This window comes from Halomonas sp. BC04 (assembly GCF_000568385.1).
The window spans coordinates 1-12,105 of record NZ_AZQX01000402.1; the positions used below are offsets into that span (position 1 = coordinate 1).

Here is a 12,105-nt window from a genome sequence, read left to right on the forward strand (position 1 = left end):
GGCCCGTGCATGCATCCTTACCAAGCCGATCAAGAACATCGCCGGGCGGTGCTGCAGGCAATGCTGCTGGTCACCGTCATCAGCGCCCTCCTCTTTGCGGCCCTCAACTTTCCCGACGGCATGATCCTGGTCGCCTGGATCGAGGTTGCCCTGGCCGTCTTCGCCGCTGGCCTGCTGGTCGTGGTTCGTCGCACGCAGCGCGTTCAGGCATGGTGCCTGCGCTTCATGCTGGTGTTGCTGTCGGCAACGATCCTGGTGCTGAGCCGTCCGGAAATCTCGGCGTACGCCTTCATCTGGCTGCTGATCATCCCGCTCATTACCCATCTCTTGCTCGGCTCCAGGCTAGGCCTGCTGCTGTCGTTGGGCTATATGGGGGTTGGTGGCGCCATCTTTTTTTACCGCTTTGGCGGCACCCCCGAACTCGTTCGGGTGGAGGTGCTGTCCAACGCCATCATCGCCGCACTGACCACCCTGGGCCTGTCACACTTCTACGAACGCACCCGCGAACGGTCCGAGCTGAAGTTGACGCGCCTGGCGACGGTCGATCCGCTGACCGGGCTAGCCAATCGCATGCGCCTCAACGATGTCTTCCAGTGGGAACGGGCACAAGCGCAGCGCAATGGAACCCCGCTGTCGGTGCTGATGCTGGACCTGGATCGCTTCAAGCGGATCAACGACGAGCACGGTCACGAGGCCGGCGACACGGTGCTGGTGGCCTTCGCCCGTATGCTGCGGGAGCGCCTGCGGGAGATCGACCTGATCTCACGCTTTGGCGGCGAGGAATTCCTGGTACTGCTGAACAACACCGATGGCAAACGCGCTGTCGCCGTTGCGGAGGAGCTGCGCCAGAGCCTGGAACAGTTGGCCATCGAGCACCAGGACAAGATCCTTAAACTCACCGTCAGCATCGGCGTCGCCGAATATGGGCCCGACGGGATGGACCTGGATACGCTCAGCCGAGTCGCCGATGAACGGCTTTACCAGGCCAAGGCAAATGGGCGCAACTGCGTCTGCGGCGGCCCAGCATTGGCGGGTGGAGTAGAGCCGGTGGCGGCAGCACCATAGGCTAGGATGACAATCGCTGTCATGCCTGGTGCCAGGTGCGAACGACCCCGCAGCGTCCGCAGAGGGTCTACGAACGGCGGGCCATCCGCGGGCTTCCGCCAGTTACGTCAGGGCCCTTGGAAATGAGCGGTTGAAAGAGGGTTCATCAGTCGGCGGGCCGGATCATCCGCTGCATCACGTTGTTCTTCAGCACGAAGCGATGGAACGGGACCGCCAGCACATGCAGCGCGATGAGAGCCAGCAGGATCACCTTGAGAATATTGTGTACCTGGGCGGCCTGGGACACATCGCCAAACCAGGCGAGCGAGCCTGACATGGCCATCCCGACCAGCACCGCGTAAAACGCCCAATGCGCCACATGGCTCAGGGTCTTCAGCGGAGCGGGTTCGTTCTCGGGCGCGTCGGGTACGCCACGCTTGAAGCGAAGGACCAGTCGCCAGACGACGAAGGCGAGAATCAGACCGCCGCCGACGACATGGGCAAGAATCAACGGGGAGAAAGCAAAGGTCTCGCCCGCCCGGATCGCGTCCCATGCGAGCGAGATGGCGTCCTTGAAGATGTATTGCGCCGCTATCAGAACGACGACTGCCCAGTGCAGGACTATCTGGGCGGTGGAGTATCCCTGCGGTGCTTTGGTTTGGGCGGTCATGAATCATTGCCTCTATCGTGGGCTATGCGGGCACAGTAGCGTGCCCCGACTTTCTTTTATCGGGCGATGAGATGCGACTCAGGGCCGGGATCGACCTGCGCTTCCCTTTGCATTTCTTGGTTGTGGTACCGATGAGAACAAGATGACGGAAGTCTGTCTCAGGAGTGTGCCGACAAGACGGATAATTGTATCAATCTGTCGCAAGGCGGGAGATTGCGAATAACCCGACGTGAATCATACCCAGGGAACGGGAACCCACGTAAAAAGAAGATATGAACGATCACACGCACCCTGTCGCACATATTCTTGTCGTCGACGACCATCGTGAAATCCGCGATGCCGTAACGCGCTACCTCGAAAAGAACGGAATGCAAGCAACCGCCGCCAGGAACGCAGCGGAGATGGATGCACATCTCGAGGCGGGCCGTTTTGATCTCGTGGTGCTGGACGTGATGATGCCCGGCGAAGACGGGTTATCGGCGGCCCGTCGCCTGGCAACCTCCAATGGGCCGCCGGTGCTGATGCTTAGCGCGCTCAGCGAGGACACGGACCGGATTGTCGGCCTGGAAGTCGGTGCCGACGATTACCTCGTGAAGCCCTTCAATCCACGGGAGCTACTGGCGCGCGTGAAGGCAATCCTTCGCCGGTCAAAGCACGCCGTGCCGTTGGCAAGCCAGCCAGGGGGGCGGAAACTGGCCTTTGCCGGCTGGCTCCTGGATACCGATACGCGAGAGCTCAGCCGCGAGCAACAAGGCCCTGGGGAAGCACGCGTTCAGGTCTCGTTGACCACGGCGGAGTTCAAGCTCTTGATGGCGTTTCTCGAGCGACCGCGCTTCGTGCTTTCACGGGATCAATTGCTCGACATCACCAGCGGACGAACTGCCGAAGTGTACGACCGTACTATCGATAACCAGGTCAGCCGCCTGCGCCGAAAGGTGGAAGCGGACCCGTCACACCCCCGTATCATCATGACAGTCCGCGCCGGTGGTTACAGCCTGGCCGCCGATGTGCGCGAGGCGACATGAAGCGCCTCGCGCCTCGCAGCCTGCTGGGGCAACTGGCGTTACTAATCCTGGCCGCTTTCCTGGCAGCGCAGGCGATCAGCATATGGCTTTCCACCGACGAGCGTGGCGCGGCGTTACGGGCCGCTCAGCGCCTTGAGACCGTCGAACGTGCCACCGCCGTCGCTAGAGCGTTGCAAACGGCACCGAAAGCGAGCCACGCAAGCATTCTTGCCGCGGCTAACTCTCGCCTGGTGCAGTTCAGCGTGGACAATATGCCGCTGGTCGAGACTGGCGGGCACGGACAGACAGCAACGCTCGACATGCGCACCGACGAGCTGCCCGTGTCACCCCACAGCGGGGAACTGACCGAACCACCGGCAGCGCTCGCTTGGCTACATGAGCGAATGCGCGTTGCCGGGGTCGCGCCCGTGGAGTTTCGGATATCGATTCCACTTGCCGACGGCGAATGGCTCAATGTCGCTGCACGCTTCCAGCGGCCCGATCTGCAGGCACCACCTGCGATAATTGGCGCCACGCTTCTGTCGCTGGCACTTCTCATGGCGGCGCTGTGGTTCGGCTTGCGCCGGATCACGACTCCCCTAAGCCAGCTGGCCTCGGCCGCCGACAAGGCCGACCTGGGCGCCAAGCTTCCCGACGTGCCAGAGAGTAGCCCACGGGAGGTGCACGTACTCTCTGCGGCCTTGACGCGCATGAATGCGCGGCTCGCAGGACTGATCAACGATCGCACTCGAATGCTGACCGCACTCGGGCACGACCTGCGCTCGCCGATCACGGCCTTGAAGGTGCGCGCCGAAATGGTGGATGACAACGAGACCCGTGAGCGAATGATAGCCAGCCTCGACGAGATGCAGGACATGGTCGAGACAACGCTCGCCTTCGCCCGCGGCATCTCGACGGACCAACCCATGGAGAAGGTGGATCTCGTCGATATGCTCCGTGACCTCGCGGAAGAATTGGCCGCGACCGGCCCCGGGATCGTGGTGGAAGCGGAACGGCCGGTAATCACATCTGTACGGCGAACGCCCTTGCGTCGTGCACTGCGGAACCTCCTCGAGAATGCCCAATTCTATGGTGGCGGTGCGCGGGTTACGGTCTGCAGATCAGATGGTGACGCTGAAATCCTGATCGATGATTTTGGGCTTGGCATTCCTCCCGAGGACCTTGACCGCGTCTTCGACCCCTTTACGCGGCTTGAAGCCTCACGGTCACGGGAAACAGGCGGGATCGGGCTGGGGCTGCCAATCACCCAGGCAATTCTGCGCGCCCATGGCGGTGAAGTCGTACTATCCAACCGAGCGGGCGGTGGCTTGCGTGCCAGGGTAGGCCTGCCGCTGGCCAGTGGAGAGTTCAAGCCCTCCAGGCTTGAAGAAGCCAAGAAGTAAAGGCTGGTGTCACAGAAGCAATCTCCTGCGTCTCCACCGACTCACTCTCAGCTTGCACAGCCCACCGAACCGCCACAGCCAATGCTGGAACGGTGTCGGCGCACAGCGCTTTATCTCAGCGGTTTTCCGGTGGGGGTTCGCTGCTGGAAGCGTACAGGCGATAGAGACTACGCCCTTCGCTCTTGGCTTGGTACATCGCCTTGTCCGCTCTTCCCAGCAAGTCGGAGTGCGTTATTACCGTCTCGTCATGAGTGGCAATCCCTATGCTCACGGCAACGTCCAGGCTGATGCCTCCCAGTAAAATGGGATGCTCCAGGGTACGCAGGAATCGAGTGGCGACCGTGACGGCTTCGTCGTCATGTTCGATGCCCTCCAGCAGGATAGCGAACTCATCGCCGGAGAGGCGAGCGGCCAGGCCGGGTGGTCTGACGCTATATTTCAGGCGCTCGGCGATTTCCCTCAACACCATGTCTCCCATGATGTGGCCATGCTCATCATTGATCACCTTGAAGCTGTCGACATCCAGGAACATGATGGCGAACCCTCGCCTTTCCCCACCCGTCTCGCGCCGTAGCGACGACTGCTCGAGTCGTTCAAGCAGATGCGCCCGATTGGGCAGGCCCGTCAGGTGGTCGTGCATCACCTCATGCTTGAGTTGCTGTTCCACGCCCTTGCGGGTGGCGATCTCTTTTTCCAGCTCCCAGGTGCGTTCCCGCACCCTTAGCTCCAGGGTCGCCTTGGCCTCGCGCAGAGAGGCCAGGGCACGCTTGCGTTCAAGGCTGCTGGCGATCTGGCTGGAGACGAACCGCAGGAGTTCCGAATCCTCCCGCTGAAAAAGGGTGTCATCGCGGTAGCTTTGCACGGCCATGACCCCCAGTACCCGTCCTTCACAGCGAAGCGGCACGCCGAGCCAGGAGTGGGGGCGACGGCCGGTAATCGCAATGCTGCCCTCGGCCTCGAGTGCCGCAATCTGGCGCCTGTCGAGCAGCACATCCTCGCCGAGGCGCAAGACATGCTCGGTCAAGCCATCGCGAAGGCGCCGCTTCGGGCTCGGCGGGTCGTAATCGTTGGCATAGTAGGCGAAGTCGATCGCCTTGCCATCGTCAACCAACAGCGCGATGAAGAAATTGTCGGCATACAGCAAGTTGCCCAGCTGGTAGTGGATGGTGCGGTAGAAATCCTTTTCCCGGCCGGTGTCGCTTGCTTGCTCAGCGATATGATAGAGCGCGCGTTGGATCAACTCGTTACGCTTGCGCTGTGCGATCTCCCGGAGCAGCTTGGTATTGGCGTCGGCCAGCTCCCTGGTGCGCAGCGCAACCGCCCGTTCGAGGTTCTCCAGATTTTCACGCCGCTGCAGCGTCGTCAGAATATGACTGGCCACGAAGCTCAGCAGAGCCTGGTCGTCAGGCCCGTATACCTCGGCCTCTTCATAGTGCTGAACGACGAGAATGCCGTGCACCTGGCTCCCTTCGAGCATGGGAACGCCCAGCCAGTCCTTCGGTACCACCCCAAGCGGCCTGAACTCACCGGGCAATTCGGCACCAATCTTGTCGAGGGTGCCGCGAAGCGGCTTGCCCAGGCGAATCGTATACCAGGTCAGGCTGTACTCGAGCTCATCCAGCGGAATCGCCGCGTCCATCCCGGCCGGCGTGACATCCGAGAAAACCGTCGCAACATCGGCAAAATAGAGGAATCGGACCTGTTGCGAGTCATGGTCATAACGGGCAATGAAGAAATTATCCGCATACATCAGCTCAGAAATGATGGCGTGCAGCCGGCTGAGCATCTCGCTCATCTCCAACTGTGCTCCAGCCAGTTCAGAGATGGCATAAAGTGCTCGCTGAACCCGCTCAGCCTTCTCGAGCTCGCTGACCTTGTCGAGTAGCGCCTGGTAGGCGGAACTCGACACCATGCCGTCGCCAAGTGTCATTCACTGCCCCCGTTCGCTGACTCATACTGCTGTATCGGCATCATCCCACAGTTCTTGATCCGTGCTCCGGACCAGGTTGGCCGGCCAGTGCCGGGACGCGTCAGGGCCCAGCCTACTCCTGCTTCCACTGGTACATGATGAAGTCGCTCGGCCCATCCGTGTAGCGGTCGTAGAAAGCCCGGCCCCGCTCATTGTAGTGCTGGGTGATCCAGCGAATCGCCGGCCATTCGCGCTCTTCCGCGAGCTCCTTCAGGGCCGTGAACAGCGCCTCGGCCACGCCGCTGCCTCGCGCGTCGGGGGCCACGAACATGTCGTCGAGAAAGCCGACGTCACAGCCGCCCAGGGGCCTGGGGCAGGCCCGCACATGGACGAAACCAACCGCCCTGCCACCCTCATCCCTGGCAAGGATGCCTTCCAGAAGATGATCGGGGTCCAGCAACCAGCGCCAGACGGTGTCAGCGGTGGCATCTTCCATCGGCACGCCGTAGAACTCGGCATAGCCGTCGAACAGGGGACGCCATTCGCCCTTGTCGCTCTCGGTCACGAAGGCTGTCTTGAAAGTCGTCATTGCCACTCCCGACTTGTTGTTCTGGATGCGGCTGGCACGCCCGGTTGGGCGCCCATGCCGAACGTCATGGACGGCGCATCTTGCCAAGCGCTACTGGCACAGTAGCCGCCATCGACCAGGTAGGTATTGCCATTGCAACCCGAGGCCAGATCCGAGAGCAGATATACCGCCATTGCCGCGCACTCCTCATTGGTGACGTATCGGCCCAATGGCACCCGGGAAGCGAACATCTTGTGCACTTCATCGCCATGCCCGGGGTTCGCCTGCTCCTCGATGGAACGCATCATGCGGTTGTCCACCGGGCCGGGATTCAGCGTGTTGACCCGAATGCCTTCCGGACCAAGCTCCGCCGCCAGGCAGCGCATCATGCCGACCACCGCGTGCTTGCTGCTCACATAGGGCGAAAGGCCCGAGGCACCCCGCAAGCCTGCCACACTGGATGTCATCACGATGCTACCTCCGCCAGCCTGGCGCAGCGCCCGCAGCGAAGCCTCCACACCAAAGCGGACGCCATGGACGTTGACCGCGAAAACCTTTTCCCAGGCGCTATCGGTACGGCTGTCGAAGGGACCGACCTCGCCCTCGATACCCGCGTTCAGGAACACCCCGTCCAGGCGACCAAAACGCTCCAACGCAGCGGCTACCATCCGTTCATTGTCTTCGCGCTTGCTCACGTCGACGGCTAGCCCCATCGCTCGCTCACCCAGGGACTCCGCTATGGCTTCAACCGGTCCAGCTTCCAGGTCGGTCAAGACCACGCTCGCCCCCTGTGAATACGCCATACGAGCGGTAGCCTCGCCGATGCCACCCGCACCACCGGTGACTGCGATTACTTTTCCTGTCAGGTTATTCATCATTACTCACCTTGAAACATGGGATCATTGTGGAGGAGGAGAAGCTTTCCGACGAAAACGCGTCTAAGGAGAGTAGTTCATTCTTGCTTGTGAGCCGCGCGGGAATTGAAAAGCGTACCTCCTGCAAGGAGTGTATCGGGGTCCCTTGCCTGACGCCACCTGACAAATTCATGCCATTCGGCTGTTTCTGGTTGGTTCTTTTCCGCCATATCAACCATGAATGACGCCAGACTGAAAGACGAGGCAACGATGCTGATAACTATTCATATCGCACGTATCACGCCAAAAGATATATTTAATTTATTGCATTAAACACCATTCGGCCCACTGCAAATCGGCAATAAAAGAGGGTCGTTGCTGCACATTTCTCGTCATCTATTGATGGGCAGCGGGAAAACCTCAAGGTCGGTAATTGTGATATCAAACGGGACTTCTGGAACGCGCCGCCTCTTCGGTCGTGAGACCTCTACCCTATGCCGTTTGGCGAAGTCTGCGGCAGATCGTATCGGAATCTGCGTTCCTCAAGTCCGCTCGACATGGGCAAGCTGCGCGCTTCGCCAGATGACGACCGCTCGCCCCAGGAACATGCCACCGAAGGAGCCATAGACCAGGCTGACGGCGGCGGCGAAGATGGCCGTATCGGCGATGGGTAGCTGCATGCCCACCGTGACACCTACCGCAAACTTGGTGCAGAAGATGGCCAGCATGAGGCGAGCGGCTGCCAGCTTCCCGGTACGTGAAAGGCCTGCTCTTGCGGGGAGAACCGCACTCCCCTGGGAAGTTCGAGCTTGAGGTGAAGCAGTACGGCAAGGCCGATGCCGAGCGCCCAGAGTGCCAGGTTGAGCGGATGGGCACCGAATGCATGAATGAGGCCGTAGAAACCGAGGAAGAGGAAGATCGCCGGAAGGATGCCCAGCTTGGAAAGGCCGACGGTGCGATCCTTGCTCTGCTGGTAGCCCCTGAAGAGAAGAAACAGCAGCAACGGCCATACCCATAGGGGGGTGTTTCTGATTATCTCGATGAACATGGTCGATTCCCTGCGGCTTGTATCGCCCCAGCATAGCAGGGGTAAGCCACGCGCCCCAGTCAGTGCTCACTCACGTAGCAGCCCCGCTGGAATGGCCCGCCCCCTCCCCCCCGGGATTCGACTTGCTGCAGGTTGCAGCATGGTCTTGTGAACGTGTTCGGCAACTTTATTTCACCTTTAATGATCATACGGGATGGCAACAAGGCCTGACGAACCCGAAGGGTGGTCCCATGGAAGAGCCGCGTGTAGAAGACCCCAAGCGCTTGCTGAAGCATCGCCTTTACCACGATGAACTGCCGGAGGAGCATGAAGATCCTCTGATCAGGCACCTGCACCGCATCATACGCTTCGCTGTCAAGGTGCTGTCCATCCTGATGGTACTGGTCATTATCTGGGGTGTGATCGACGTGGTCTACATGCTGTACACCCGATTGATGACGCCCCCCTTCATGCTGTTTGAGGTGAGCGATATCTTCGCCATCTTTAGTGCCTTCATGGTGGTACTCATCGCCATCGAGATTTTCATCAACATTCGTCTTTATCTGGGCACCAACATGTTGCCGATCCAGTTGGTCATCGCCACTGCGCTCATGGCAATCGCCCGCAAGGTGATCATCATGGACACCGACTACGTCACTGCGATGGAAATCATGGCGATCGCGGCCGTCGTACTTGCGCTCGGCATTACCCACTGGCTGGTAACGCGAAGACCCTAGGGGCCTTATGTGGGTGCCTGAATAGAATGACAAGTCACGCTGTCAATTCCAGGCTCCATGGCCTCACTTTCGCGCTAGCTCACTTAGCCGGCATCCAGGCGAGAACAGCTCAAGGCTTAGCATGACTGTCTCGCCAGGATGCTGGCGTATGTGGAAAAACCTCTGGTCGGCGAGTAAAGAGGCCTGGTGGAGACCGCTATTGTGCCGGCTCAATGACCCAGGGCTCCAGTTCCACCTCGTTCCTGCAACTATCATCGACCGGCTCGTTCGGGCTGTCGAGAAAGGCGTTGATCATGGTAGAGCGACACTCGTTGACGGGGTTGTGCCCCAGCCCCTGAAATTCGACGTACTGCAGGTTGGGCATGGTCTTGCGAACATGCTCGCTCCAGCGCGTGCCGCAGCAGGGGTCCATCTGGCCATGAATCGCCAGGGCCGGGGTATCCGATACCGGTGGATCGTTGTGCTCGGCGGGCACGGCTCCGTCTTCGCCCCACCAGCCGCAGACCCATGGGGGCTCGAAGCCCAGGATGGCCGGCTCGGTCTGCACGGCGGCGATCGAGTCCTCTCGGGTGGGCCGGTTGGTGCCCATGTCGTTGCACACATGGGCGAGGAAGTAGCCCAGCGCATAGTTGGGGGCTTCCGGTTCGGGATCGTAGTCTTCGATCAGGAAGAACTCTTCCAGCCGTGCATAGTCGCCCGCCTCGATGTCGACAAGGATACTGGGCAGCTCGGCATAGGCCGCGGGCAGCATCAGGTAGAGCGTGTCGAGGAAGGCGGCGCCGTCGAAGTAGAGCGTTTCGCCATTGTCGGCGTCGCCCCCGACATCGACCACGTAGGGCCGGCCGTCCAGGGTACGACGCGCCCTGTCGAGCGCCTGCATCCAGTTGGGCAACATCTCGCGGCACGCCTGGTCTTCTGCCGCACACAGCGCCAGCGTATCGGTGAAGGTCTGCTTGGCGGTGTAGAACTCGTCCACCGGCGGCCGGTTGCGCAGATGGTTGAACCAGGGCCAGCCGAGGATCGCGGCGCGAATGCTGTCGGGATGGTACTGGATGAAGGAGAGCACGGTGCCGCTGCCCGTCGAGGAACCGAAGGCGTCGATGACATCGTATTCCAGCAGCTGGCGTATCTCGTCCACATCACGCGCCACGGCATACTGGTTGTACTGGGTGACGTCGATGCCCTTCTCGGTGAGCTTCTGGTAGCAGGCCTCCACCTCGCGGGTGATCGCCTCAAGGCGCTCCATCGGCTTCAGCGACGAGGTGATCGCAGGGGTGTGGATGATGTTGTGGTACGGCGACACGGCCGCGTAGTCGGGGCACTCCAGCGCCGGTTCGGCATGAATGAAGCCGCGGTGGTCCATCGTCACCAACGTGCGGTTGCCGATGTCCTTGCGCAACTGCTCCATGTAGTCGCGAAGGCCCAGCGAAGAGTAGCCCGGCCCACCCGGGAAGAAGAACACCGGCATCTCCTCCGCCTCGCCGTTATCGGGCTCGATCACGGCCACTGGCACCTGGATTCGATTGTCGCCGGGCTCGTCCCAGTTCTCGTAGCCGTGAAAGGTGTAGCAGTCGGCTCCCAGCTCCGTGAGCGCCTCGGTCACGCACGCCGTGGACTCCAGCCGCGGCACCGTGTCGGACTCGTTGGTTTGCGCGTAAGCGGTTGAATGGGCAATGAGCAGCGACAGCGAAAGGGCTCCCGTCAGGAACCGGCCACGGGACTGGCCGTGCTGCCAGGGAGGAATCGTCATGACACGCCTCCATCGGGTTGTTCTTGCTGTTATCGGGACTTGCCGATTCAAGCTAGTTAGCCGGCACCGGGGCGTCAAATGAGGGGGAAAGGGGCACTCGCAGCCAGCGACGGCGGCCTCCGCCGGGCGCCTGACGGCGCCAGTCGCGATGCAAAGCAGCGCTCCAACAGCGCCCCTTCCACCAACGGTGCCAAGCTGCTGTCGGAGGAAGCTTCAGCTCACGACTGGAGGCCGAAGGCCTCCCGGCGGTGTTGCCCGGCGGTGTTACCCGGCGGGGTTGCCCGGCGTTGGCAGTACCCACGCGCGCGGCAGCCTCCGCCGGCGCCTGACGGCGCCAGTCGCGATGCGGAGCAGCGCTCCAACGCCCGGCTTACGCGCAGGTTTGGAGCTGCGGACCAGCGGAAAATAGGGCGCAGTGCAGCCGATTGTTAAACCCAATAAAGTACGGCATACTGTACATGAACAATATCCTGTACATGAGCGCCTTATGGATGCCATTAGCTACACAGCCGCTAGAACCAACCTTGCAAAAACTATGGAACGGGTCTGTGAAGACCATTCCCCGGTAATCATCACCCGGAGCAAGTCGCAATCCGTGGTAATGATCTCTCTTGAGGACTATGAGGCGCTGCAAGAGACTGCGTACCTCCTGCGCGCACCAAAGAACGCCCGTCGTTTGCTGGAATCCGTTGCCGAGCTGGAGCAAGGCGGCGGCAAAGAAAAGGAACTTCTTGAATGAAGCTCGTCTTCTCCGAAAACGCCTGGGAAGATTATCTGTACTGGCAGAAAACCGACAAAAAGCTCCTGAACCGAATCAACAAGCTGATCAAGGAGACGAAACGAGAACCGTTCGAGGGCGTCGGCAAACCGGAACCCCTAAAACACAGTCTCGCTGGTTACTGGTCCCGCCGAATTAACGACGAGCACCGCATGGTCTACAAGGTCACGGATGACGCTTTGCTCGTTGCCCAGCTCCGGTACCACTACTGATTTAACAGTGGCTCTATCTGCCCACGGTGCCACACCGCTGTCGGAGGACGTTTTAGCTCCGGTCCGACGCATCGGCGACTGGAGGCCGAAGGCTCCCGGCGGTGTTGCCCGGCGTTGGCAGTTACCACCAGCGACGGCGGCCTCCGCCG

General features: G+C 60.9%; 11 protein-coding genes and 1 pseudogene. 6 read left to right on the plus strand and 6 right to left on the minus strand.

Translation table 11 applies throughout. From position 1 onward, the window contains the following. The coding region (locus Q427_RS26630) for a diguanylate cyclase (RefSeq protein WP_231613941.1) at positions 1 to 1,065 on the plus strand (1,065 nt) is incomplete at its 5' end. A 145-nt stretch (positions 1,066 to 1,210) separates the two neighbouring features. On the opposite strand, the gene Q427_RS26635 is transcribed toward Q427_RS26630, so the two are convergent. Continuing rightward, positions 1,211 to 1,714: a cytochrome b gene (locus tag Q427_RS26635; RefSeq protein WP_043518518.1), complete on the minus strand. Its 504-nt coding sequence runs from the start codon at positions 1,712 to 1,714 to the stop codon at positions 1,211 to 1,213. A 272-nt stretch (positions 1,715 to 1,986) separates the two neighbouring features. Between Q427_RS26635 and Q427_RS26640 the strand changes: the two genes are divergently transcribed. After that, positions 1,987 to 2,739, plus strand: coding sequence for a response regulator (locus tag Q427_RS26640; protein WP_043518520.1), 753 nt, complete (start codon positions 1,987 to 1,989; stop codon positions 2,737 to 2,739). Next, positions 2,736 to 4,121 (plus strand): sensor histidine kinase, encoded by a 1,386-nt coding sequence (locus tag Q427_RS26645; RefSeq protein ID WP_051496748.1) that lies wholly within the window; start codon positions 2,736 to 2,738, stop codon positions 4,119 to 4,121. The genes Q427_RS26640 and Q427_RS26645 overlap by 4 nt, the downstream gene beginning before the upstream one ends. A gap of 115 nt (positions 4,122 to 4,236) precedes the next feature. Here the strand turns inward: Q427_RS26645 and Q427_RS26650 are convergent, their stop codons facing one another. The 4 genes and pseudogenes from Q427_RS26650 to Q427_RS26665 form a co-directional block, all read right to left on the minus strand. Beyond that, complete coding sequence (locus Q427_RS26650; protein WP_051496749.1) at positions 4,237 to 6,051, minus strand: diguanylate cyclase domain-containing protein; 1,815 nt, start codon at positions 6,049 to 6,051, stop codon at positions 4,237 to 4,239. A gap of 112 nt (positions 6,052 to 6,163) precedes the next feature. Next, a complete protein-coding gene (locus Q427_RS26655; RefSeq protein WP_043518522.1) occupies positions 6,164 to 6,619 on the minus strand; it encodes a GNAT family N-acetyltransferase in 456 nt (151 codons plus the stop codon). Further along, on the minus strand, positions 6,616 to 7,473 hold the full coding sequence (locus Q427_RS26660) for an SDR family NAD(P)-dependent oxidoreductase (protein WP_081786234.1): 858 nt from the start codon (positions 7,471 to 7,473) through the stop codon (positions 6,616 to 6,618). The genes Q427_RS26655 and Q427_RS26660 overlap by 4 nt, the downstream gene beginning before the upstream one ends. Before the next feature lie 521 nt (positions 7,474 to 7,994). Beyond that, positions 7,995 to 8,500 (minus strand): annotated as a pseudogene (locus Q427_RS26665) (DUF6622 family protein). A gap of 122 nt (positions 8,501 to 8,622) precedes the next feature. Between Q427_RS26665 and Q427_RS26670 the strand changes: the two are divergent. Then, positions 8,623 to 9,216, plus strand: a complete 594-nt coding sequence (locus Q427_RS26670; RefSeq protein WP_231613943.1) for a phosphate-starvation-inducible PsiE family protein — start codon at positions 8,623 to 8,625, stop codon at positions 9,214 to 9,216. 196 nt (positions 9,217 to 9,412) lie between these two features. Here Q427_RS26670 and Q427_RS26675 read toward each other — a convergent pair whose 3' ends face one another. After that, positions 9,413 to 10,966, minus strand: a complete 1,554-nt coding sequence (locus tag Q427_RS26675; protein ID WP_081786235.1) for an alpha/beta fold hydrolase — start codon at positions 10,964 to 10,966, stop codon at positions 9,413 to 9,415. A 487-nt stretch (positions 10,967 to 11,453) separates the two neighbouring features. Here Q427_RS26675 and Q427_RS26680 point away from each other — a divergent pair, with 487 nt between their 5' ends. Together Q427_RS26680 and Q427_RS26685 are read left to right on the plus strand one after the other, a co-directional pair. Continuing rightward, positions 11,454 to 11,705, plus strand: coding sequence for a type II toxin-antitoxin system Phd/YefM family antitoxin (locus tag Q427_RS26680; protein WP_043518524.1), 252 nt, complete (start codon positions 11,454 to 11,456; stop codon positions 11,703 to 11,705). Beyond that, complete coding sequence (locus tag Q427_RS26685; RefSeq protein WP_043518526.1) at positions 11,702 to 11,956, plus strand: Txe/YoeB family addiction module toxin; 255 nt, start codon at positions 11,702 to 11,704, stop codon at positions 11,954 to 11,956. The genes Q427_RS26680 and Q427_RS26685 overlap by 4 nt, the downstream gene beginning before the upstream one ends. Positions 11,957 to 12,105 lie beyond the last annotated feature (149 nt).

Bases quoted from the DNA above. Each gene is read 5' to 3' on its own strand.
- Q427_RS26655 (WP_043518522.1), bottom strand. From the start codon at position 6,619: ATGACGACTTTCAAGACAGCCTTCGTGACCGAGAGCGACAAGGGCGAA.
- Q427_RS26635 (WP_043518518.1), bottom strand. From the start codon at position 1,714: ATGACCGCCCAAACCAAAGCACCGCAGGGATACTCCACCGCCCAGATA.
- Q427_RS26645 (WP_051496748.1), top strand. From the start codon at position 2,736: ATGAAGCGCCTCGCGCCTCGCAGCCTGCTGGGGCAACTGGCGTTACTA.
- Q427_RS26650 (WP_051496749.1), bottom strand. From the start codon at position 6,051: ATGACACTTGGCGACGGCATGGTGTCGAGTTCCGCCTACCAGGCGCTA.
- Q427_RS26685 (WP_043518526.1), top strand. From the start codon at position 11,702: ATGAAGCTCGTCTTCTCCGAAAACGCCTGGGAAGATTATCTGTACTGG.
- Q427_RS26660 (WP_081786234.1), bottom strand. From the start codon at position 7,473: ATGAATAACCTGACAGGAAAAGTAATCGCAGTCACCGGTGGTGCGGGT.
- Q427_RS26680 (WP_043518524.1), top strand. From the start codon at position 11,454: ATGGATGCCATTAGCTACACAGCCGCTAGAACCAACCTTGCAAAAACT.
- Q427_RS26675 (WP_081786235.1), bottom strand. From the start codon at position 10,966: ATGACGATTCCTCCCTGGCAGCACGGCCAGTCCCGTGGCCGGTTCCTG.
- Q427_RS26640 (WP_043518520.1), top strand. From the start codon at position 1,987: ATGAACGATCACACGCACCCTGTCGCACATATTCTTGTCGTCGACGAC.